Source organism: Sphingorhabdus sp. EL138 (assembly GCF_945890115.1).
GTDB lineage: Bacteria > Pseudomonadota > Alphaproteobacteria > Sphingomonadales > Sphingomonadaceae > Sphingorhabdus_B.
Genome location: NZ_CAMDCK010000011.1, coordinates 39,489 through 61,872 on the forward strand (window position 1 = coordinate 39,489; position 22,384 = coordinate 61,872).

Annotated in this window: 18 protein-coding genes; 10 read left to right on the forward strand and 8 right to left on the reverse strand. The window is 55.7% G+C overall.

What is annotated here, in order from left to right:
* Positions 1-9: 9 nt before the first annotated feature.
* Positions 10-264 (reverse strand): DUF2171 domain-containing protein, encoded by a 255-nt coding sequence (locus Q0O07_RS06860; RefSeq protein ID WP_295491916.1) that lies wholly within the window; start codon positions 262-264, stop codon positions 10-12.
* A gap of 439 nt (positions 265-703) precedes the next feature.
* On the opposite strand from Q0O07_RS06860, the gene Q0O07_RS06865 reads away from it, so the two are divergent.
* A complete protein-coding gene (locus tag Q0O07_RS06865) occupies positions 704-2,977 on the forward strand; it encodes a TonB-dependent receptor (RefSeq protein WP_295491918.1) in 2,274 nt (757 codons plus the stop codon).
* Between the two features lie 124 nt (positions 2,978-3,101).
* On the opposite strand, the gene Q0O07_RS06870 is transcribed toward Q0O07_RS06865, so the two are convergent.
* A complete protein-coding gene (locus Q0O07_RS06870; RefSeq protein ID WP_295491920.1) occupies positions 3,102-3,995 on the reverse strand; it encodes a prephenate dehydratase in 894 nt (297 codons plus the stop codon).
* Between the two features lie 146 nt (positions 3,996-4,141).
* Between Q0O07_RS06870 and Q0O07_RS06875 the strand changes: the two genes are divergently transcribed.
* On the forward strand, positions 4,142-4,768 hold the full coding sequence (locus Q0O07_RS06875) for a cytochrome c family protein (protein WP_295491922.1): 627 nt from the start codon (positions 4,142-4,144) through the stop codon (positions 4,766-4,768).
* A 17-nt stretch (positions 4,769-4,785) separates the two neighbouring features.
* Here Q0O07_RS06875 and Q0O07_RS06880 read toward each other — a convergent pair whose 3' ends face one another.
* On the reverse strand, positions 4,786-5,652 hold the full coding sequence (locus tag Q0O07_RS06880; RefSeq protein ID WP_295491924.1) for an LOG family protein: 867 nt from the start codon (positions 5,650-5,652) through the stop codon (positions 4,786-4,788).
* A gap of 39 nt (positions 5,653-5,691) precedes the next feature.
* Complete coding sequence (locus Q0O07_RS06885; protein WP_295491926.1) at positions 5,692-6,246, reverse strand: extensin family protein; 555 nt, start codon at positions 6,244-6,246, stop codon at positions 5,692-5,694.
* A 299-nt stretch (positions 6,247-6,545) separates the two neighbouring features.
* On the opposite strand from Q0O07_RS06885, the gene Q0O07_RS06890 reads away from it, so the two are divergent.
* The 6 genes from Q0O07_RS06890 (at position 6,546) to Q0O07_RS06915 (ending at position 12,902) form a co-directional block, all read left to right on the forward strand.
* Positions 6,546-7,073 carry a sulfite oxidase heme-binding subunit YedZ gene (locus Q0O07_RS06890; RefSeq protein WP_367271056.1) on the forward strand — a complete coding sequence of 176 codons (528 nt, stop codon included), beginning with the start codon at positions 6,546-6,548 and terminating at the stop codon, positions 7,071-7,073.
* Between the two features lie 2 nt (positions 7,074-7,075).
* Positions 7,076-7,390: a PepSY domain-containing protein gene (locus Q0O07_RS06895; protein ID WP_295491930.1), complete on the forward strand. Its 315-nt coding sequence runs from the start codon at positions 7,076-7,078 to the stop codon at positions 7,388-7,390.
* Between the two features lie 103 nt (positions 7,391-7,493).
* Complete coding sequence (locus Q0O07_RS06900) at positions 7,494-8,624, forward strand: phosphoserine transaminase (RefSeq protein WP_295491932.1); 1,131 nt, start codon at positions 7,494-7,496, stop codon at positions 8,622-8,624.
* A 97-nt stretch (positions 8,625-8,721) separates the two neighbouring features.
* Positions 8,722-10,305 (forward strand): phosphoglycerate dehydrogenase, encoded by a 1,584-nt coding sequence (gene serA, locus Q0O07_RS06905; protein ID WP_295491934.1) that lies wholly within the window; start codon positions 8,722-8,724, stop codon positions 10,303-10,305.
* Between the two features lie 56 nt (positions 10,306-10,361).
* On the forward strand, positions 10,362-11,474 hold the full coding sequence (locus Q0O07_RS06910; RefSeq protein WP_295491936.1) for an ATP phosphoribosyltransferase regulatory subunit: 1,113 nt from the start codon (positions 10,362-10,364) through the stop codon (positions 11,472-11,474).
* A gap of 138 nt (positions 11,475-11,612) precedes the next feature.
* Positions 11,613-12,902, forward strand: coding sequence for an adenylosuccinate synthase (locus Q0O07_RS06915; RefSeq protein WP_295491937.1), 1,290 nt, complete (start codon positions 11,613-11,615; stop codon positions 12,900-12,902).
* Here Q0O07_RS06915 and Q0O07_RS06920 read toward each other — a convergent pair.
* Entirely contained in the window at positions 12,899-14,200 is a 1,302-nt protein-coding gene (locus Q0O07_RS06920; RefSeq protein ID WP_295491939.1) for an MFS transporter, read from the reverse strand. The genes Q0O07_RS06915 and Q0O07_RS06920 overlap by 4 nt on opposite strands.
* A gap of 173 nt (positions 14,201-14,373) precedes the next feature.
* Here Q0O07_RS06920 and Q0O07_RS06925 point away from each other — a divergent pair, with 173 nt between their 5' ends.
* Positions 14,374-15,111, forward strand: a complete 738-nt coding sequence (locus tag Q0O07_RS06925; protein WP_295491942.1) for a class I SAM-dependent methyltransferase — start codon at positions 14,374-14,376, stop codon at positions 15,109-15,111.
* On the opposite strand, the gene Q0O07_RS06930 is transcribed toward Q0O07_RS06925, so the two are convergent.
* Positions 15,108-16,451 carry a dicarboxylate/amino acid:cation symporter gene (locus Q0O07_RS06930; protein ID WP_295491944.1) on the reverse strand — a complete coding sequence of 448 codons (1,344 nt, stop codon included), beginning with the start codon at positions 16,449-16,451 and terminating at the stop codon, positions 15,108-15,110. The two genes, Q0O07_RS06925 and Q0O07_RS06930, sit on opposite strands and share 4 nt — an antisense overlap.
* 185 nt (positions 16,452-16,636) lie before the next feature.
* On the opposite strand from Q0O07_RS06930, the gene Q0O07_RS06935 reads away from it, so the two are divergent.
* Positions 16,637-21,286, forward strand: coding sequence for an NAD-glutamate dehydrogenase domain-containing protein (locus tag Q0O07_RS06935; RefSeq protein WP_295491946.1), 4,650 nt, complete (start codon positions 16,637-16,639; stop codon positions 21,284-21,286).
* Positions 21,287-21,521: 235 nt separating this feature from the next.
* On the opposite strand, the gene Q0O07_RS06940 is transcribed toward Q0O07_RS06935, so the two are convergent.
* Together Q0O07_RS06940 and Q0O07_RS06945 are read right to left on the reverse strand one after the other, a co-directional pair.
* Entirely contained in the window at positions 21,522-21,647 is a 126-nt protein-coding gene (locus Q0O07_RS06940) for a hypothetical protein (RefSeq protein WP_295444678.1), read from the reverse strand.
* 120 nt (positions 21,648-21,767) lie between these two features.
* The gene (locus tag Q0O07_RS06945) at positions 21,768-22,361 is read right to left on the reverse strand and encodes an HD domain-containing protein (RefSeq protein ID WP_295491947.1); all 594 of its coding nucleotides are present in this window, start codon (positions 22,359-22,361) and stop codon (positions 21,768-21,770) included.
* Positions 22,362-22,384: the final 23 nt, after the last annotated feature.

Consider the following 22,384-nt stretch of genomic DNA (forward strand, 5'->3'; position numbering starts at 1 on the left):
CCTACGCGTTTAGCTTTTGGCGTCTTCTTCTTGTTCAAAGGTGACGGCAACGTCGGCATTGGCCGACAGGCGAACGGTGTTGTCGTGGACCGTGGCGACGAGACCACCATCGATATAATGATGATGCCCTTCATGGCTGCCTTGTCCTGAATCCTTTTTGGTCAATTTGATGCGGTTGCCTTCGACCCCGTCAACCGTGCCAACATGCACGCCGTCCGCGCCGATGACGTCTGCATGTTCTTTAATGTGCGATAGATCAGCCATAATATGTTCCTTAGTTTGGGGATTGGCTAACGCCCCAAACCGCTTTTGGGTCCGGATAGGCGACGTTGCGCAAGATAACGCCCTCCTGCAAGCGAGCGGGAGCGTTGAGACCATAGCAAACGCGGCTCCCGCAGACGGGAAAGGGCATTGAGACCAAACCAACCCCAATCCCGCAGGCGGGAGGGGTCGGGGGAGGGGCGAGCCGCAGGCGCGTGCGAAAACATTGAAGGCAGATGCCCTCCCCTAACCCCTCCCGCAAGCGGGAGGGGAAATCAGTCGGCCCCAGACCAACCCGTTCCAGCAAAAAAACCCGTTGCACCAGCGCACCCTGTCGTAAATATTTCTTATTTACATATTCAAACTGTCGCACAGCGGTCCCCATATTGACGCGACCTTTGCGCATAGGCCCAACTTCATTGAACCACTGGAGTTTCCTATCATGCGTCGTCCCTATATCGCTCTTGCGCTATCTATCCTGTCTGCATCCACCGCCATGCCCGTATATGCGCAGACGGCTGAGGCCGATGACAAAGCGTTTGAAGGCGAGATCATCGTCACCGCGCAAAAACGCGAAGAGCGGCTGGTCGATGTGCCTGTGACGCTCAGCGCGCTCAGCGGCACGCGCCTCAGAGAACTGGGCGTTAGCGATTTGGACGAGCTGGCCAATTATATTCCCGGCCTCAACATTCAGGAGCAGAGCGCGAACAACCCCGGCGTTGTTATTCGCGGCATTACCTCCGACTCTGGCTCAGCGCAGCAGGCGGCGCGCGTTACGCTTTATTATAACGGTGTAGATATATCGCGGTCGCGTGGGTCCTACCAAGACGTTTACGACGTTGAACGGATTGAGGTCATTAAGGGGCCACAGGCGACCTTGTTCGGCACGGCGTCTGCGGTGGGTGCGATCAGCATCATTTCGGCGCGGCCAGAGGCTGGCTTTTCGGGCGAACTGACCGGTGGCATTGGTAACTTTAACCAGCGTCAGCTCGGTGGCTTTGTGAACGTCGGATCCGACACGCTGGCCGGTCGCGTCGCCTTCGCGTTCAAAAAACGCGATGGCTATGTCAACAACCTTGCGCCAAATCAGGATGACCTGAATGGCCAAGATCAATTTGGCGCGCGCGGCTCGTTGCGCTTTACACCCAATGACGCGCTCACCGCTGACCTTATCCTAACCTATGACCGCCAACGTAACCCCGGAACGGCATTTGTTTCTAAAGCATTGCCGACAGCTTCGGGCCCGGGCAATCCGTTTGGTGACGCATATCTGGGTGGATCGCCAAATTCATTGAAGGATTTGTATGCCGACAAGCTTGGCCTGACGCGCGATGTATATGACGCAAGCTTCACCGTGAATTATGGCTTTGCCGATAACTGGGCATTGACCATGGTTAATGGCTATCGCAAATTTGACTCGCTTGAGGTGTTTGACGCCGATGGTTCGGCCGCGCCTTATCTGGAGTTTACAGAATTAGCCGAGGGCAACCAATTCAACCATGAAACCCGCTTTGCGTACACCGACGATAAATTCCGTGGATCATTCGGGTTCAATTTCTTCCATGAAGACAGCATCCAAAATGTCCCGTTTTCCGGCAATGAGCGTGTGTTTTTGGCTTGTTTGACCAGCACCGCTACAACCCGTGCCAACTGCGTGGCGCCCAACGGCACTGTCCCTGCGCTCGCCTTGACGCCCGTTCCATATAGCTCAGTGTTTGAAAATCAGGGTCGCAATGACAGCTATTCGATGTTTGCCGATGGCACCTGGATCCCGACGCCCAGCCTTGAACTGACGGCTGGCGCACGTGTCTTGATTGAAAAGCGTCGGTCCGGTTTCTTTGCCCGCGTCCCGCGCTCGGTCCTTACCGGAGGTGCTTCGTTGGTCCCGGGCCAAATCGATACCGCAGGTCAGACGTTCCGTACGGAGGATAGCTTCCAGGCCGTCCTGCCACGCTTTAACTTGCTCTATCGTTTCTCTGATGATTTTAACGGCTATGCCACCGTGTCCAAGGGCCGTCGCTCCGCGACTGTGCAATTGGGCGCGCGCTCCACAACGGCGGGGCCAGTTGCGAACTTTACGCCGGTATTGGCCGAAAATATCTGGAATTATGAAGTCGGCTTGAAAGGCGCGTTGGGCATTTTCTCCGGTTCAATCGGCGCTTATTACCTCACCTACGATAATTTCCAAGTCAGCGTCATCTTGCCCAATGGCACCACGCAGACACAAAGCGCCGGCTCAGCGACCAACAAGGGCGTTGAAGCCGAATTAACGATGAAGCCGACAAGCTGGCTGAGCGTGTTTGGGAATATCGGGTATATCGACGGCGGCATCGATGATAAACCCACGATTGCAGCCAATTTCCGTGGTGCAAAGTTCCGTTTGCAACCCGAAGTGCAGGCATCGGGCGGCTTTACGATTGATGCAGATTTGGGTGGCATGACATTTTTTGCAACGCCATCGGTTACCTATCGCAGCCAAATGTTCTTCGAAGTTCCCAACAACCCGCTCATCGCGCAAGCGGGCGTGACGCTGGTCAATGTGAACGCAGGTTTCCGTTTTGGTGAGGACCGTTTCGAAATCTCCGCTTTTGCCCGGAACCTGTTGGACGAAGATTATCTGCTCGATGCCGGCAACACCGGTGGTGCCTTTGGTATCCCAAGCTACATTGCCGCCGAACCACGTTTATATGGCATCAAGGTTGGCATGAAGTTCTAAACGGGTACGAGCTAAGTCGATTACACCCGTCATCCCAGCCTCTGCTGGGATGACGGGATGACTATATAATGGGGTGCGAATTCCGGTAACTACTGCGTCATCCCCGAAACCAACCTATTCCGCCTCAACCCCGCTCGCGGGTTTGCCTATAGGTTCCGAGCAAGCGGACTGAGTTGCAATGGAAGCGCAGCTCCTCCAGTGCGCGGTCGACGGCTGGGTCGCCCGGCGCGCCTTCGATATCGGCGAAGAATTCCGTCGCGGCAAAGCTTGCGCCATTTTGATAGCTTTCCAACTTTGTCATATTGACGCCGTTGGTCGCAAAGCCACCCATCGCCTTGTACAAAGCGGCGGGGATGTTCTTCACCTCAAAAATCAGCGTGGTCATTAACGTGCCCGTCAGGCTGCTGCGCTCGGCAGGCGTGCGTGACAGGACGACGAAGCGGGTGGTGTTGCTGTCATCGTCTTGCACGGCGTTGTTAATGGCGACGAGGCCATATAGGTCTGCGGCAATCGGCGGTGCAATGGCCGCAGCCGACGCATCGTCATTAGCCGCGACAAATGCCGCTGCCGCCGCGGTGTCCGCATAAGCGACAGGGATAATGCCATGGGCGCGTAAAAAATGCCGGCATTGGCCCAGCGCTTGCGGATGGCTCATCGCGGTTTTGAGCACGGCATCTGCTGATTTTGCCATGAGGCAGTGGCGGATCGACATAAAATGCTCGGATATGATGCTGAGGCCCGATTCTGGTAGCAGAAAATGGATGTCTGCAACGCGGCCATGTAGCGAATTTTCGATAGGTATAATCGCGCACGCGGCCGTTCCGTCCTGAACCGCATCAATGGCGTCTTCGAACGAAAAACAGGGCAGGGGTAAGCAGTCTGCATCATATTCCAACGCCGCCAAATGCGAGTTCGCCCCAGGCGCGCCTTGAAAGGCAATCGCTTTGGCCGGATGTTCATGTGCAGCAAGCGTCATGTCTTTGACGATTGCCAGTGCGGGTGCGGGATAACTGTTCATGCTGGCATGGCGTTAGGATAGGCAGACTTATCGGGCAAGTGTGGATTTGGACACTTGCACGGCGTAGCACTCGCGATTAGAGGGGCCAGTGAAACCGGCCGTCATTCTGCGCCGGTGTTTTAACGCAGTTTCAAGGCTGATAAACAATGGATGATCGTAGTAACACAATTGCTGGCTGGGTTTTGGCAGGCGGCATCGTCGCGCTGGGCCTAAGCATCGTCACCGGCATGTATTTCCACCCAGAGGCGCCTGAGAAAGAAGGCTTTGCCGTCGCTGTTGAAGATGCTGGTGCCGCTGGTGCCGTTGCTGCCGTGCCCATTGCGACGTTGCTTGCGACCGCAGATATCGCCAAGGGCGAAGCGGTGTTCAAAAAATGCGCAGCTTGCCATAGCATTGCACAAGGTGGCGCAAACGGCATTGGCCCGAATCTCTGGGCCGCTATGGGTAAGCCGCACGGTCATGTTGCAGGCTTTGCCTATTCCGACGCGCTGAAAAGCATCCCAGGCAACTGGGATTGGGAAGGCATGGACAAATGGTTAGCCAACCCTAAAAAATATGCACCGGGTACCAAGATGACTTTCGCTGGTCTGGGCAATCCGGAAGAACGCGCGAACCTGATTTTATATATGAATGCGCAAGGTTCAAACTTGCCATTGCCAACACCCCCTGCGGCAGAAGCGCCTGCCGCTGATGCGGCAGTTGCCCCTGCCGCCGCAGGCGACGCTGCCGCAGCGCCAGCAGCCGATGCTGCCGCACCAGCCCCGGCCAAGTAATCCGTTTACGGCCTAGATCAATGTGACACTTCGTAGAAATCGCAGATGGCATCCCATGCCTCTTCTGCGGTCTCTACGAACTGGAATAATTCCAGATCACGCGGGCTGATAACGCCCTCGAGCATAAGCTCCTCAAAATTCACCACACGGTTCCAAAATGCACGTCCGAACAGCAGGATCGGCATCTTCTTGATCTTGCCAGTTTGAACCAGCGTCAGCAGCTCAAAAAATTCATCGAACGTGCCAAAGCCGCCGGGGAAAACCGCAACCGCGCGCGCGCGCAGCAGAAAGTGCATTTTGCGCAAAGCGAAATAATGGAATTGGAAGCTTAATCGGGGTGTCACGAACAGGTTCGGCGCTTGTTCATGCGGTAGCACAATGTTCAGGCCAACCGATTCTGCGCCAACATCATGCGCGCCGCGATTGGCGGCTTCCATGATCGATGGACCACCGCCCGAACATACCACGAAATGGCGACGGCCTTCTTCATCGGTCACATTGGCTTTTCCGGCCAATTGCGCCAAATGGCGTGCTTCTTCGTAAAAACGGGATTTTTCCTTCATCCGCACGGCGATGATCGTTGCGCGCTCACCTTGCGCCGCGGCGATCATGGCATCCGCAGCCTCAGGCTCTGGAATACGCGCCGAACCGTAGATGACCAACATGGAACCGATATTCGCCTCATCGAGCAACATTTCGGTTTTGAGCAGTTCGAGCTGAAAACGCACAGGGCGCAGGTCTTCGCGAAGCAGGAAGTCCGTATCCTGAAAAGCCAGTCGATAGGACTTGCTTTGCGTTTGCGGTGTGGAAAGTTGCTGTTCGGCAAAACCCGCTTCTTGTTGGGCTTTGTAAAAGCGGCGATCGTTAATTTTGGTATCTGTCATTACCCTGCATGTAGGGTGCGTCCATCGCTTTTGCCACCTTTATCGGCAATAAGCGGTGCCGTTGCGCATCGATTTTGCCATGTCGAAGTGGAAATGATTTGCGTGCGCAGCGTTATATTCGGGGCCAAGAACGGTGCCAAAGCGTTTGCAGGCAGATTGATGTAAGCGGCGCAAAAATGCCTGTTCTTTGGATGATCCGCGCCAACCGTTCAGCACCGAGACACGCCGTCCATCGCGTAAGACAAAGGCGGATACATCAACGGCATTCGCAAATGCATGTTCGGACAATTTGCCGGACCTACTGCCATTGACAGCGCGGCAGTTGAATGTGCCCATGGTCTCAATCTTCACAACCTCGCTGCCCAGATATTGCTTGGCCGCAGGTACCACGGCATAACGCGCCCAATCGGTGAAGTTTGACGCAAGCGGGCAGGTCATTGCCCCCAAATTCGTTGTCGCCATGCCAAAATCCATAACCTTGATAGTGTCGATCATACGGCATCCGCCGTCGAAACTTTTGCTAGGTAGTCCCGCAAAGCGCACCGATTTGGACTTGAGGCCAGCCAAGCATTGGCGGGCATTTTGTGAGGTCATATTGTCGCTGGAACGCGGCGATTGGAGTTTTTCCCGTCCGCCGCACGACGCTAGCGCAAGGACGCCAATGATCAGCAGAACTCTTTGACACAAACGCAACGACATGACGGTGTCTTAACGCAAAAATTTACCAGTGCAGCCAAAAAATGAAGTAACACCCCTTAACAGCGCAGAATTATGACGGTCGCTGTTACAATTTGCGCGTTGCATAGCGCGCGCGAGGCGATTATCGCGGACGCATGTTGCGAATAATTCTTAATAAGAAGCCGTCCTTCTGGGTGCTTTTGTGCTTGCCCGCGGTGTTAATGATGCGCCCTTATGTTTTCGGCGACGTAACCGCGATGGATATGCTGCAACCAACGGGCGAATGGTCGGCCCGCTTCATGATTGGCGCGATGGTGCTTAGCCCCTTATTGTCGCTGATTGGTCCAAGGCCTTGGTTGAGCTGGCTTATTCAGCGCCGCCGGGCATTGGGCGTTGCGGCCTTTGGTTATGCGATTTTGCATCTGGTTTTCTACATCATTGATATGGGGAATCTGTACGATATTCTCGCCGAATTCTGGGCGCTTGGTATCTGGACCGGTTGGGCTGCGATGCTGTTGTTTGTGCCGCTAGCGGTAACCAGCAACGATGCGTCCATGCGCGCGCTCAAGGCGGGTTGGAAACGTCTTCAACGCTTTGTATATCCTGCTGCTGTGCTCGTTCTTGTCCATTGGATATTCATCCACAATAATTTAGGACCAGCGCTCATACACTTCATTCCACTCGTGCTTCTCGTTGCGGCACGATATTTCTTCGCCAACCGAAAGATTTTTAAAGGAGCATGAATATGCGTTTATGGACACCTCTTTCACTCGCCGCTGTGGCCGCTATCGCCTTTGCATCGGTCCCCGCATCGGCAACCGGCGCAATCACCTGCAAGTCAGGTCCCGAATCCGGATGGAAAAGTCAAAAGGCGCTGACTGACAAGCTGACCAAAGATGGCTGGACTGTGCGTAAGTCGAAAGTCGATGGCGGCTGTTATGAAGTATATGGCACGACCCCTGAAGGCGACCGTGTGGAAGCCTATTTTCACCCCGTTAGCCTCGAAAAATTATATGTTAGCCGCCGTGGTGAAGTTTTGTTTCGCAAGGCGGGTTATTAATAGCTTTTTGTAATAGTCGTTGACAAAGCCGGGGCCGCGCCTAAATGCGTTCTCGGGCCACGCGGTCCCAACGCCGCGCTGCTCTCTGCAAGGAGACGCTTACATGACTATAGTAAAACCCGCCATTAAACCGGCGCGTCCGTTATTTTCCTCCGGCCCCTGTGCGAAACCGCCAGGCTGGAGTCCCGAAAAACTTCAAACCCAATCGCTCGGCCGTTCGCATCGTGCGAAAATTGGCAAGTCACGCCTGCAACTTGCCATCGACCTGATGCGCGAAGTGCTGCAGGTGCCCGATACGCATCGTATCGGAATTGTTCCGGCATCTGACACGGGCGCTTATGAAATGGCGATGTGGACTATGCTCGGCGCACGTCCAGTGACCGCCACGGCGTGGGAAAGTTTTGGCGAAGGCTGGGTGACTGACGCAGTCAAGCAGCTTAAAATCGATCCTACTGTAATCCGTGCCGATTACGGGCAATTGCCCGACATGGCGTCAATTGACCAAAGCCACGATGTGCTGTTCACTTGGAACGGGACCACATCGGGTGTGCGCGTTCCCAATGGCGACTGGATCAGCGATACCCGCGAAGGCCTGACCTTCAACGACGCGACCAGCGCGGTTTTTGCCTATGACATGCCTTGGGACAAGCTCGATGTGACGACCTTTTCTTGGCAGAAAGTCCTGGGCGGGGAGGGTGCGCACGGCGTAATCATCCTCGGACCCCGCGCTGTCGAGCGGCTCGAAACATACACGCCATCATGGCCGCTGCCGAAGATTTTCCGGCTCATGGCCAAAGGCGCCTTGGCCGAAGGCATCTTCAAGGGCGAAACAATCAACACACCGTCGATGCTCGCTGTCGAAGATGTTATCTTCGCACTTGAGTGGGCGAAAACCGTTGGTGGTTTGCAGGGGCTTATGGCCCGCAGCAACGCCAATGCCGCTGCGCTCGCAAAAATCGTCGAGGCACGGGATTATCTAGGCTTTCTTGCTGCTGACCCTGCTATCCGCTCAACCACTTCGGTCTGCTTGACGGTTGAAGGTGCGGACGAAGCAATGATCAAGAAAATGGCGTCTTTGCTTGAGGCAGAGGATGCGGCCTATGACATCGCTGGATATCGGGACGCCCCGCCGGGCCTGCGCATTTGGTGCGGCGCGACCGTTGACACCGCCGATGTAGAGGCACTCGCGCCTTGGCTCGATTGGGCTTATCACAGCGCAAATTCTCAATCCTAAACGGTCGTCCTGAACTTGTTTCAGGACCTTAGTTTCGACTGTGAAATTAAGATGCTGAAACACATTCAGCATGACGATATTTGAAATGGAACTCCACATGACCAAACCACGCGTACTTATTTCCGACAAAATGGATCCAAACGCCGCTAAGATTTTCACTGAACGCGGCTGCGACGTTGATGTTATCACCGACAAAACGCCCGACGAACTTGCCGCGATCATCGGCGATTATGACGGCTTGGCAATCCGTTCGTCGACGAAGGTCACGAAACAAATATTGGACGCCGCTACGAACCTGAAGGTTATTGGCCGCGCGGGCATTGGCGTCGACAATGTCGATATCCCTTATGCGTCGGCCAAGGGTGTTGTTGTCATGAACACGCCTTTTGGTAACTCGATTACGACCGCCGAACACGCCATCGCCTTGATGTTCGCGCTCGCGCGACAATTGCCAGAGGCGAATGCGCAGACGCAAGCTGGCAAATGGCCGAAAAATGATTTCATGGGTATCGAAGTTACCGGCAAGACGCTGGGCTTAATCGGCGCTGGCAATATCGGATCGATTGTCGCAAGCCGCGCGCTGGGATTGCGGATGAAGGTCGTGGCCTTTGACCCGTTCCTCACCGCCGATCGCGCGATTGAAATGGGCATTGAAAAGGCCGACCTGGATACTTTGCTTGCCAAGGCAGACTTCATCACCTTGCATACGCCGCTGACGGACCAAACGCGCAATATATTGTCGCGGGAAAATCTGGCCAAGACAAAGAAAGGTGTTCGCATCATTAACTGCGCACGTGGCGGGTTGATCGATGAAGAGGCGCTGAAAGAGGCGTTGGACAGCGGCCAAGTCGGCGGGGCAGCTTTGGACGTTTTTGCAACCGAACCGGCGAAGGAATCGCCCTTGTTCGGTACGCCCAATTTCATCTGCACCCCGCATCTGGGTGCATCGACCAATGAGGCGCAGGTCAATGTTGCGCTTCAGGTTGCTGAACAAATGGCGGATTATCTGGTCAATGGCGGCGTTACCAATGCGCTGAATATGCCAAGCCTCTCGGCCGAAGAAGCGCCGAAGTTGAAGCCGTATACGACCCTTGCACTCAAATTGGGTTCGCTGGTTGGCCAATTGGCGCATGACAATCTCGACAATATTGCGATAGAGGTTGAGGGCGCTGCGGCGGAGCTGAATATCAAACCGATTACGGCGGCTGTGCTTTCTGGTTTCATGCGGCGTTTTTCCGACGCGGTGAACATGGTCAATGCGCCGTTTTTGGCAAAAGAGCGCGGTTTTGACATTCGCGAAGTCCGCCATGACAAGGCAGGCGCCTATCACACATTGGTCCGCGTCACCGTCAATACCGCCCAAGGCCCGCGTTCGGTTGCAGGCACCTTGTTCGCCAATAGCGAAGCGCGCCTTGTCGAGATTTTCGGCATCAGCCTTGAGGCGGAGCTGGAAGGTAACATGCTCTATATCGTCAACGAAGATGCGCCGGGCTTTATTGGCCGTGTTGGCACGACCTTAGGTGCGGCTGGATTGAACATCGGCACATTCCATCTGGGCCGTCGTAGTGCAGGCGGCGAAGCCGTTTTGCTGCTGTCGATGGATGCGGCGATTCCGGAAGCGGTCCTCAAACAGCTTGGTACCCTTCCGGGTGTCAAAACCGTAAAGGCACTTAAGTTTTAGGGTCAGGACCCTAAGCTGGGGCTTCCCCGCTTGGACTTTTGCGGTAAAGAGTGCGCATGAATATTCCACCTGATTTATTACCCGAAGGGTTCCGCGACCGCCTGCCTCCCCAAGCGGAGGTCGCGGCGCGGGTCTCGCGGGCGATGATCGACGTGCTGGCAAGCTACGGCTATGCGCGCGTGGCACCGGCCATGGCGGAATTTGAATCGGTGCTCGCCAAACATAGTGGCGATGCCGCCCGTAATCAGCATTTGCGCTTTACCGACCCTGTATCGGGCCACACGCTGGCGCTGCGCGGTGATATCACGGTGCAGGTCGGACGGATTGCGACGACACGCCTAAAGGATGCCCCGCGCCCCTTGCGCTTGGCCTATCATGGGCAGGTGCTGCGCCTGCGCGCCAAACAATTGCGCCCTGAACGGGAATTGACCCAATTGGGCGCGGAACTGGTCGGCAATGACAGCGTGGCTGCCGCCTGCGAAATTGTTGGCGTTGCCATTGATGCGCTTGAGGCGGCGGGCGTGAAAGACATCACCATCGATTTCACCTTGCCTGATCTTGTGGAACGGCTGGCGGAAAAGGCGCTGCCTTTGGCGGCGGACAAAATTGATGCCGTTCGGTCCGAGCTGGATATGAAGGATGCAGGCGGACTGAGTGCGCTGGGGGCGGATGCCTATTTACCACTGCTCGCGGCGACCGGTCCGTTTGCAGAAGCGGTTGAGAAATTGCGGGCGATTGATGCTGGCGGGGCGCTGGCGTCGCGAATTCTTGCTTTGGAAGCCATTGCGGGAACCGTTGCGGGCCGTGCCAATGTGACGCTGGATCCGACCGAGCGGCACGGTTTTGAATATCAAAGCTGGTTCGGCTTCACGATCTTCGCCAAAGGGTACAGCGCGGCGCTTGCTCGCGGCGGGACATATTATATTCATCGTGCCGACGGACCATCGGAACCGGCAACGGGCTTCTCGCTCTATCCCGATCCATTGATTGATCTGGCTGACGAAGGCGTCGTCCGTCGGCTTTTCCTGCCACTTGGCACTGACGCCGCGACTGGCGCAAAGATGCGGCATGAGGGTTGGGTGACGGTATCGGCCTTGGATGAAAATGACAGTGCGGCTGTGCTGGGCTGCACCCATATTTGGATAAACGGTCAAGCCATTTCCGCCTGAAATTGTAGCATGCGCAGCTTTAGGGTGGACGCCAGCCTCGCATAATCATAACGGAGGCCACGGCGAATCCCTTCGCAGGAAAAACCTCCTGCGCAGAAAAAGGCCCCAGAGCTATCTGGCTTTGACAGGGAATATCTGATGGCGAATGTAACCGTAATTGGCGCACAATGGGGCGACGAGGGTAAAGGCAAGATTGTCGACTGGCTGGCGGAACGCGCCGATGCCGTCGTCCGCTTTCAAGGCGGGCATAATGCTGGCCATACTTTGGTCGTTGGCGACAATGTCTATAAATTGTCGTTGCTGCCTTCTGGCATCGTCACCGGCACATTGTCGATTATTGGCAATGGTGTGGTTTTGGACCCATGGGCGTTGCGCGACGAAATGGCGAAGCTGCGCGGGCAGGGCGTTTCCATCACGACCGAGAATTTTGCGCTCGCGGATAATTGCGCATTGATCTTGCCAATTCACCGCGATTTAGATGGTCTGCGGGAAACTGCGGCGGGGTCGGGCAAGATTGGCACGACGGGTCGCGGCATTGGCCCTGCGTATGAAGACAAGGTGGGCCGCCGCGCGATCCGCGTGTGTGACCTTGCCCATCTTGATGCTCTGGATGCGCAGCTTGACCGCTTGTGCGCGCATCATGACGCTTTACGTGCCGGATTTGGCGAACCGCCCGTTGATCGCGCGCGCTTGATCGCTGACCTGAAAGAAATTGCGCCCTTCGTTCTCGAATATGCCCAGCCCGTTTGGAGGCGCCTGAACAAGGTGCGCAAGGCTGGCGCGCGGATATTGTTTGAAGGTGCGCAAGGCGTCTTGCTCGACGTCGACCATGGCACCTATCCTTTCGTAACCTCGTCCAACACCGTATCGGGCACCGCGGCGTCGGGTTCCGGCCTTGGGCCAAGTGCGGCGGGCTTTGTCCTCGGTATCGTTAAGGCCTACACCACGCGGGTGGGGTCGGGGCCGTTCCCGACCGAGCTTGAGGATGAAACTGGCCAAAGGCTCGGTGAACGCGGCCATGAATTTGGCACTGTCACGGGGCGCAAGCGCCGTTGTGGCTGGTTTGACGCCGTGATCGTGCGCCAAAGCTGCGCCGTGTCCGGCGTGACCGGCATTGCCCTGACGAAGTTGGACGTGCTTGACGGCTTTGATACGATCAAGATTTGCACGGGCTATCGCCTGAATGGCAAGGTTTATGATTATCTGCCTGCGCATGCGGCAGAGCAAGCCGCTGTCGAGCCCATTTACGAAGAAATGCCCGGTTGGCAGGAAACCACCGCAGGCGCGCGCAGTTGGGCCGACCTTCCGGCACAAGCGATCAAATATATCACGCGTGTGCAGGAATTGATCGAAACACCCGTTGCCTTGGTATCCACTTCGCCGCAGCGCGAAGATACGATCTTGGTGCGCGATCCCTTTGCTGATTAACCGCTTTTAAGCTCAGCATTTAACCGCAAGCTTGCCCGCCAGAAGAAAAAGGCGGGAATGAGGCCAAGCCATGCTGCGCCATAGAGCACCCATCGGACGCTTTCATCACCGGCCAATGGCTTGAACGCGTCCGACATCATGCCGAACAATAACGGTCCTAACCCAAGGCCAATGAGGTTTTGGCCGAACAGCATGAACGCGGCAGCGACAGCGCGCGCCTCGGGCCTTACTAGGCCTTGCACAGTGGCGTAGGTCGGGCCGTAATAAGCCGCGTTCAATGCCGTTGGCACAAATAACAAGAGTATCGCCACGCGCCAGTCGGTTGCGAAATAGCCCAAGAATAATATGGGCGTGGCAATGACCATCCCGATGGCAGGTGTGGTCAACAGATGACGTTTATCGATTTTGCCGAACTTGTCGGCCATCATGCCACCAAGCCAAGTGCCGATAATGCCCGCCACGCCCAAGACAAGGCCAAGCAAAAGGCCGGTTTCGCCGGGGCTAAGCCCGTGTGAGCGGATGAATAAGATGACCGCCCAAACGCTTTTGCCGTAAGACAGAAATGCGGTGAATGATGCCGCAATGGCCAACATCACAAAGGCGCGCGAACTGAACACTTCTTTAAGCGCGTCTTTAGTCGAAAGAACGTCGCGTGCCTTTTCGCCGGACAATGCGCGGGCAGCCGCTTCGGCCTTGCGGGGTTCGCGCAATATAAAAGGCAGGACAGCCGCCAATATGAGACCTGGAATGGCGACCGCCATAAATGCTACGCGCCAGCCATAAGCATCGTTCAAAACGCCACCGATGACGAGGCCCAATAAGCTGCCAATCGGAATGCCAAGGCCGTAAAACGCGATGGCAGACGATCTTTTTTCCGGCGGGACGCTGTCGGTAATCAGCGAGTGGGCGGCGGGGGTGCACCCTGCTTCACCTACGCCAACGCCCACGCGGGCGAGCGCCAATTGCCCAAAATTTTGTGCCAATCCGCATAAGGCTGTCATGGCGGACCAGACCGCCAAGGATATCGATATCAGGCCAACGCGGTTGGTGCTGCTATTGTCCGCATAGCGCGCAATGGGAATGCCCAATAATGTATAGAAAAGCGCAAAGGCAAGACCAGTTAACAAACCAATTTGGGTGTCGGACAGATCGAGATCCCGACTGATGGGTTCAGCCAAAATATTGACGATCTGCCGGTCGAGGAAATTCAATACATAAACAATCATCAATATCCACAGCAGCAATTTGGGATTTGTAATCGTCGGTTTTGCAGCCGGTGCCGTCTGGCCATTGTCCATGAATGTCTCCTCTTCCTGCATGATGTTATGGGAGGTTTTTCGACATTGTCAAAGCCCTGAAACGAGCGTTGCGCGCGCCTTGTAAATGGCGTGCCGTTCCATGTGTGGAGATAATCCGTCGGGCCGATCACTCTTTGATTGACTGTTGTCCGCTTCACCGCTCTTGGGACGATATGACTACACGCGAAACGACGGCTTACATGCCGCTCCATGATTTGGACCTTAGCTTGTCGCTGGGCGACCGCGTCATGGTCATGGCTTATGGTGCTATTCAATGGCCGTGGTTGCTGCGCAGCCTTGATGGTGGCCGCAAAAAAGACAAGGCTGCTTTGCTTGCTTATCTTGGGTTACCTATCGATGCGCTGCCTAATCTAGGTAGTTGGAAAGCGGACACAAATTTTTTGTGGCACATCGTGTCCACAATCGAAGACATGCGACCGGCGCAAGTCGTCGAATTGGGTTGCGGGGCCTCCACTTTTATCGCTGCGCGCGCGTTGCAGCTTTTTGGTGGCGGAAAGATTGTCAGCTTTGACCAACATGCTGCATTCGCGCAAACGACCCAAGACTGGATACGCGACAATGATATGGACGCAGAAATCCGGCACGCGCCGCTGGGCGCACCTCCATCTGGTTGGCCGGGGCATTGGTATCAATTGTCCGATGTTCCCAAAGAGATTGACTTGCTCATCGTTGATGGCCCGCCTTGGGCCATCCATCCGCATGTGCGCGGTGCGGCTGCAAGCCTGTTCCCGCTTATTCGTCCCGGCGGCAGGGTGCTGCTGGATGACGCCGCGCGACCCGGCGAGCGTGTCGTGGCGCGGCGCTGGCGCAAAGAACATGCGAACATGGACTTCACGCTCGACAGCAAAGGCGCCAAGGGCACCTTGCTAGGATATAAACACCCCGCTTAAATTTTGGTCGACCGCTCGTCCGTGACCATATCAGTGGCAAGGTCTAGCCCAGCCTTGCCGTCCGCTGCGGTATGCGCTGGGGCATGCGGCGATGCGATATACTCGGGCTCTTCGACCTCCAACATGCCTTCCCATTTGGTGATGACGGACGTTGCAACGGCGTTGCCGACGACATTGGTCGCAGTGCGGCCCATATCAAGGAACTGATCAATCGCCAGAATGAGCGCGACGCCCTCTACCGGAAGGTCGAACATGGCCAATGTGCCGGTGATGACCACCAACGAAGCGCGCGGCACGGCGGCGACGCCCTTGGACGAAATCATGAGTGTGAGTAGGATCAGGATCTGGGTGCCGATGGACAGCTCAATACCATAAGCTTGCGCGATGAAGATTGTCGCAAAGCTCATATACATCATCGAACCATCAAGGTTGAAGCTGTAGCCCAAGGGCAGCATGAAGCCCGAAATCCGGCGCGGAACGCCAAAACGGTCGAGCTGTTCAAACAATTTGGGCAAGGCCGCTTCGCTGGATGCGGTCGAAAATGCGATCAACATAGGTTCGCGGATGTAGCGGATGAGCGTGAATATACGCCGGCCCAAGAAAATCGCGCCGATGGACAGCAGAATTGTCCACAACAATGCCAGCGACAGATAGAATTCCGTCACCAGTTCTAAATAGGTTGCAAGGATCGCTAGGCCACTTTTCGACACCACGGCTGCCAATGCGCCGAAAACTGCGACGGGGGCATAACGCATCACATAATGCGTTATCTGAAGCATCATTTCCGCAAGTGACTCAGCACCCCGCACCAAAGGCGCACCCTTTTCACCCAAGGCCGAAAGCGCGATGCCAGCGAACAAGGCGAACACCAAAATCTGCAGGATGTTATTGGTCGCCATCGCTTCAAAAGCGTTTTTGGGGAAAATCGAAAGTATGAATTCCCAGAAGTCGAGTTTTTTAACTTCACCCACGGTCGCTGCGGCATTTGCAATCGTATCAACGGGCGCACCGATTCCTGGTTGAAACAGGTTCACCATCAACAAGCCAAGGCCAATCGAGATGAAGCTGGCGATGATAAACCATGTAATGGCCCGAAAGCCGATACGACCGAGCGCCGAGCTGTCGCCCATATGCGCAATACCAACGACGATGGTCGACAATATGAGTGGAGCAACCAACAGTTTGATTAAATTTAGAAATATATCCGAAAGGAGTTTGAACGTTTTGGTTAGATATTCAAACTGCGTGCTGTCCGGCGCGAAATTGACATGAACCGCGTAGCCGACTGCCACGCCTAGGATCATTCCTGCCAAAATCCACAATGTAAGCCGTTTATCCACGCAACCCTCCAAACATTTCTTGATTCATTTGACGCTACACAGGAGCAATGCAGGTCGCAACAAGTTACAGACGTGACTTGTTTAAGCTTGAGAAGGGCGTCATAAGTCTTGTAATAAAATTACAACGCACTGTGTCGTTGAACATGGCGCATAAACAAATGCTTGTGGGCTCAGGAGATCATGTCATGGCGACCGCCAAAATTGTGAAGAATGCGGTAAAAATCGACAAGACCCTTTTGAAGGATATGGTCAGCGCCTTTACCGAGACAGCTTTGCCGGGCGAAAATGAAGGTTTTGACGCCAAAGCGGCCGAAGATGCCGCGCGTTTCACCATCGAAACGGGCCTGCATCGCAAGGCGGGCAATGCGGCCATTGCATTGGATAGCTTCACCGATAGGCATGGCCGTTTGATGATGCGCATATCGCTGAATAATGACGACATGCCCTTTTTGGTGGATTCGGTGTCGTCTGCGGTTGCTGCTTATGGGATAGCGGTGAAGCGTATCATCCATCCGGTGTTGAGCGTTGTCCGCGATGACGCCTGCGCTTTGACTTCCATCAGCCGCAAACGAATGGATGGGCAGGCGCGCGAATCCTTCATTTATCTGGAGACGGAGCGCATTGACGCCAAGGAACGCCGTCAGCTTGAGGCGCATTTGGCCGCTGTTCTCGCCGATGTTCGCGGCGCGGTGACGGATTGGCGCGATATGCGCGCTGCCTTGTCCGCCGACGCTGACAGCCTGCCGGATAGCGAAGGCACGGCCCTGATCCGGTGGTTCCATGATAATAATATGACGATATTGGCGCATGAGCGGATCAGCAGCGATGGTGCGCGTTCCAACCGCCTTGGCCTGTCGCGCGTGAGCGATGCGCTTGTGCTTTCGGAAGATAGTGTCAGCCTTGCCATAAATTGGTTTGAAGCCGGCGGCCTTGCGCCCTTGGTGTTGAAATCCAACCGTGTTTCGAACGTCCATCGCAATGTTCAATTGGACCTGATCGTTACGCCGGTGCAAACGGGCGATCGGGTAACGGGCTTAGCCGTCACAGCCGGGCTTTGGACCAGCGCGGCGCTGGCAACGGCTCCGGAATCTATTCCTGTGCTTAGAACGCATCTGGCGTCGTTGATGGCGCGGTATGGCTTTGACCCGTCGGGCCATGCGGGCAAGGCAATGGCCCATGCGCTGACCGCGCTGCCCCACGACCTTTTGGTTGCGCTTAAGCTGGATGATCTGGAACGCGTGACGTTGACCGCCATGTCGCTGACGGATCGACCGCGCCCCAAGCTGATTGCGTTGCGGTCACCACTGGGACGTCATTTATATATCTTTGTATGGTTGCCCCGCGATGACGTATCAACCGGCATCCGTAAGCAGATCCAGACAATGCTGATGGATGCCACAGGTGGGTCTTTATTAGGCTGGACCATCGGTTTGGAGGACGGCGGCGTTGCTTTGTTGCGCTATACGCTCGATTTGCCGGATCGTGGGCAGACAGTGGACGAAGCTAGCCTCGATGCACAGCTGGAGTTGATGGTGCGTGGGTGGGAGCCAGCGGTTGAGGTGGCCTTGGCGCATCTGACCGATCAAAAGCGCGCCGCTGCCATGCTTGTGCGCTACGGCGCTGGCTTTCCGGCCAATTACCGCAGCAGTTACTCGACCGAGGAGGCTGCGCGGGACATGATTGGCTTGCTCGCCATGGAACGCGACCATAGCAAAATCACCCGGCTGTTCGAAGAAGATGGCAAGCTTCGGCTGAAAATCTACAGCCATGGCGGCCCCCTGCCGTTGAGCGATGTCGTGCCCGCGCTCGAAAATTTCGGTTTTGATGTTTTGGAGGAAACGCCGACCGCATTGGGCGATGGTCATTATATCCATGACTTCCGTCTTGCCTTGCGCGGCGGCGATATTGCAACTGTCTTAGAAAATCCGCGCGTCCTTGAAGGTGCGCTGAGCCAAGTTTTAGATGGCAGTTTTGAAAATGACGTGTTCAACCAACTCGTCACGATTGGCGGGCTTGCGCCGCAATCGGTCATTTGGCTGCGCGCATTTTATCGCTATTTGCGCCAAACAGGCGTGGCTTATGGCATGCCAACGGTGGTGTCCGCCTTGGCCAAAAACGCCAATGTGACGCGGTCGATCATATCCCTGTTCGATGCTTTCCATAATCCGGCAACCAACGGCAGCCGCGACAAAGAAGCGGCAAAATATCAAAAATCCATCACCGCCGATCTGGCAGCGGTTTCGGCGATTGACGAAGATCGCATTTTGCGCCGGTTTTTGGCGGTGGTGCTGGCAACATTGCGCACCAATGCGTTTTCCGCAGCGGCGGCAGAGGCATTGGCGTTCAAACTGGATTGCGCAAAAGTGCCTGGCCTGCCTGCGCCGCTGCCTTGGCGGGAGGTGTTTGTCTATTCACCCCGCGTGGAGGGCATTCATTTGCGCGCTGGACCCGTTGCGCGCGGTGGCTTGCGCTGGTCCGACCGGCGTGATGACTTCCGCACCGAGGTTTTGGGCCTGATGAAGGCGCAGCGCGTTAAAAACGCGGTTATCGTGCCGACCGGTGCAAAAGGCGGCTTCTACCCCAAACGCCTGCCCGACATGCGCGTCGACCGCGATGCGTGGTTTGCAGAAGGCACAGAAGCGTATAAAATCTTCATCCGGACCTTGCTGTCGATAACCGACAACATTGTGAACGACCGGATTGTGCATCCTGACAATGTCGTCATCCATGACGGTGACGACCCTTATTTCGTGGTTGCCGCCGACAAGGGCACGGCGACATTCTCCGACACCGCGAACGCCATCGCGCTGGAACGCAATTTCTGGCTGGGTGATGCCTTCGCAAGTGGTGGCTCGGTTGGGTATGACCATAAGGCGATGGGCATTACCGCAAAGGGCGGCTGGCTATCGGTGCAGCGCCATTTTGCCGAAATGGGTATTGATGTCCAAAAAGAACCGGTCACGGTTGCAGGCGTTGGCGATATGTCAGGGGACGTTTTCGGCAATGGCATGTTGCTTTCAAAGACGTTGAAAATTGTCGCGGCGTTCGACCATCGGCACATTTTCCTCGACCCCGATCCCGACCCTGCGATCAGTTGGAAAGAACGTCAGCGTCTGTTCAACCTGCCGCGTTCCAGCTGGCTTGATTATGATGCAAAGTTGATATCCAAGGGCGGCGGCGTCTTCGCGCGTACGGATAAGATTATCAAAACAACATCTGAAATCAGAAGCTTGCTTGGCATTGATGCGAAAGAAATGGAGCCATCTGCATTGATGACCGCAATATTAAAGGCGCCCGTTCAATTGATGTGGTTCGGCGGAATAGGGACATATATTAAAGACCGGAGCGAAAGCCATTTGGACGTCGGCGACCCCGGCAATGACTTTATTCGGGTGAACGGCGCAGACGTGCAGGCGCATGTGATTGGCGAGGGCGCAAATCTTGGCGTGACGCAGGCCGGACGTATTGGCTTTGCCCTACGCGGTGGCCGGATCAACACCGACTTCATCGACAATAGCGCGGGCGTCGATTGTTCCGACAATGAAGTGAACATCAAAATCGCCCTGAATGCGCAGATGCGCGCCGGCAAGTTGAAGGAGCCCGCGCGCAACGTCTTGCTGGCGGAGATGACTGATGCGGTGGCGCATTTGGTGTTGGAGGATAACCGACTGCAGACGCTTGCCTTGTCCATTGCGGAAACCGGCGGCGCGGGGGATTTGCCGGCTTATGTAAGGCTTATCGAGATTTTTGAAGGCGCTGGCCGACTGGACCGTGTGGTTGAGGGACTTGCCCCCAATGAAGAACTGTTCCGGCGTGCGAGCGAAGGGCGCGGGCTCACGCGGCCGGAATTGGCGATATTGCTCTCCACAGCGAAGCTTGCAGCGCAGGATGGGGTGGAGGACGCACCTTTGGCGCAGGACAAGTCGATGGATGGCGAACTTCTTGCGGCATTCCCGGACGCGATGGTCAAATCGCATAAGTCGGCGATTTTGGGGCACCGGCTGCGCAAGGAAATCATCGCCACGAAGTTGGCTAACCGCATGATCAACCGGCTTGGCATGTTGCACCCATTTGAATTGGCGGAAGAGGAAGGCTGCAGTCTTGGCGATGTTGCCGCCGCCTTTGCCATAGCCGAGAGCATTTATGATCTGCCATCCTTGTGGAATATGATGGATGTAACAGCGATGCCGGAATCCACGCGGCTGATGCTCTTCAACCAAGCGGCCTTGGAAGTGCGCGCGCAAATGGCGGATATCATCCGCAATGCCCATGAAGATCGCGATGTCGCGGCGGCGACTGCGGTCTATGCGCCGGTGGTGCAAAAGCTGACGGCTGCATTGGATGGGCTATTGCCCCAGGATGTCCGGCTTCAGACCGAACGCTTTGGCACGCGGTTGACCGAAAATGGCGCGCCGCGCAAAATTGCGGACCGTCTGGTGCAATTGGCGCAATTGGATGGCGCCATTGGTCTGGCGGCGCTTTCCTCAGCGCAAAAGGGCGATGTAACTGCATTGACGCGCGCCTTCACCGCCCTTGGCGATGCGCTGGGTTTAAGCTGGGCGCAGGGAACCGCCATGCAAGTCGACCCGCAAGATCCCTGGGAGCGGCTGTTGGTTGCTGGGCTAGCACGAGATTTTCAAACTATGCGTTTGGATTTCCTGCGGCGTCGTGCGGCCAAGAAACCGCTTGAGGATGCGCAAGACTGGTTGGTCGCCAACGCAGTGCGTGTGCGGGCGTTCAAGGCGATGGTGGACCGTGCCCGCATGGCAGGTGCGCCGACCCCCGCCATGTTGGCACAAGTCGCGGGGCAGGCGCGAGTATTGCTGGGGCGTTAACGCGCTGGGGTGAAGGTTGAGGGACGACGGGAAGAAGGCGGAGCGTTTCTCCTAACGTCATGCTGAACTTGGTTCAGCATCCATCGTGCCTCGCAAACCGAAGGGTAGAGACGAGACATAGACCCTGAACCAAGTTCAGGGTGACGGTTTAGGGTGACGGTAAGGAGGGACGGTCGGGAGGGACGGGAAGAAGACGGCGCGTTTCTCCCAACGTCATGCTGAACGCGTTAAACCCTCAGCTTTTGGTCGCTAAGCCCGCTGGGTTGCCCTTTGTCGACGGGTTTGATGCGTTTTGCTTTTTGGGCTTTTCGGCCTTTGGCTTGCGGACTTCACGGCTCGATTTCTTTTGGCTCTTCGCCATGATGTTTTCCTTCGGAGGAGGCGTGCGTAGGCTTAGCTTGGGTCAGGATGCGCCGACCCACATATTGTAAAGATAAGCATCAACGGCCCTCTTTATAAGGACGCTGGCAAAATGGCTGGTTTAAGCGACTGCCTCTGCCGCGCGCTTGTAGATGCTGTTGAGCGGGCTGCGGAAAAGCTGCATCACCATCGGTTCGAAAAATGAAAGCGGGAGCGTGTCATAATTTGGATCAAAGGATGGGCAGTCATATTTGTCGATAAACTCTTCGGTATCGGCAAACCACTCATGCCCGCGAAACTGTTCCCGCATGTCGCGGTCAAGGCCCAGATGGTGGAAGAAATTCTGCCCTTGGAAAATGCCGTGATTTTGCACAATCCAAAGGAGCTTTTCCGAAACGAACGGCTTTAATATGGCAGCGGCAATGTCCGGATGGTTGGTCGCACCCAGCGTATCACCAATGTCATGCAGCAAAGCCATCACGACATAATCATCATCCCGGCCATCACGATGCGCGCGCGTCGCGGTTTGCAAGGAATGCGTCAACCGGTCGACGGCAAATCCGCCAAAGTCACCATCGAGCAATTTCAGATGGTCCAAAATCCGGCGTCCGCCATCTTGCGAAAACGGGATATTGTGCCGCATGATGATCTGCCAATCCTCTTGCGTGCTCTGCGACATATCATGAAATTGTGCGCGGTCTTCTTGGTTGTCCATTGCCGGTATCCTCTCGCTTACGC

What these genes read in the sequence shown, in the direction of transcription:
- Q0O07_RS06860 (WP_295491916.1), bottom strand. Translation starts at nt 264, where the DNA reads ATGGCTGATCTATCGCACATTAAAGAACATGCAGACGTCATCGGCGCG.
- Q0O07_RS06865 (WP_295491918.1), top strand. Translation starts at nt 704, where the DNA reads ATGCGTCGTCCCTATATCGCTCTTGCGCTATCTATCCTGTCTGCATCC.
- Q0O07_RS06870 (WP_295491920.1), bottom strand. Translation starts at nt 3,995, where the DNA reads ATGAACAGTTATCCCGCACCCGCACTGGCAATCGTCAAAGACATGACG.
- Q0O07_RS06875 (WP_295491922.1), top strand. Translation starts at nt 4,142, where the DNA reads ATGGATGATCGTAGTAACACAATTGCTGGCTGGGTTTTGGCAGGCGGC.
- Q0O07_RS06880 (WP_295491924.1), bottom strand. Translation starts at nt 5,652, where the DNA reads ATGACAGATACCAAAATTAACGATCGCCGCTTTTACAAAGCCCAACAA.
- Q0O07_RS06885 (WP_295491926.1), bottom strand. Translation starts at nt 6,246, where the DNA reads ATGACCTCACAAAATGCCCGCCAATGCTTGGCTGGCCTCAAGTCCAAA.
- Q0O07_RS06895 (WP_295491930.1), top strand. Translation starts at nt 7,076, where the DNA reads ATGCGTTTATGGACACCTCTTTCACTCGCCGCTGTGGCCGCTATCGCC.
- Q0O07_RS06900 (WP_295491932.1), top strand. Translation starts at nt 7,494, where the DNA reads ATGACTATAGTAAAACCCGCCATTAAACCGGCGCGTCCGTTATTTTCC.
- serA (WP_295491934.1), top strand. Translation starts at nt 8,722, where the DNA reads ATGACCAAACCACGCGTACTTATTTCCGACAAAATGGATCCAAACGCC.
- Q0O07_RS06910 (WP_295491936.1), top strand. Translation starts at nt 10,362, where the DNA reads ATGAATATTCCACCTGATTTATTACCCGAAGGGTTCCGCGACCGCCTG.
- Q0O07_RS06915 (WP_295491937.1), top strand. Translation starts at nt 11,613, where the DNA reads ATGGCGAATGTAACCGTAATTGGCGCACAATGGGGCGACGAGGGTAAA.
- Q0O07_RS06920 (WP_295491939.1), bottom strand. Translation starts at nt 14,200, where the DNA reads ATGGACAATGGCCAGACGGCACCGGCTGCAAAACCGACGATTACAAAT.
- Q0O07_RS06925 (WP_295491942.1), top strand. Translation starts at nt 14,374, where the DNA reads ATGACTACACGCGAAACGACGGCTTACATGCCGCTCCATGATTTGGAC.
- Q0O07_RS06935 (WP_295491946.1), top strand. Translation starts at nt 16,637, where the DNA reads ATGGCGACCGCCAAAATTGTGAAGAATGCGGTAAAAATCGACAAGACC.
- Q0O07_RS06940 (WP_295444678.1), bottom strand. Translation starts at nt 21,647, where the DNA reads ATGGCGAAGAGCCAAAAGAAATCGAGCCGTGAAGTCCGCAAGCCAAAG.
- Q0O07_RS06945 (WP_295491947.1), bottom strand. Translation starts at nt 22,361, where the DNA reads ATGGACAACCAAGAAGACCGCGCACAATTTCATGATATGTCGCAGAGC.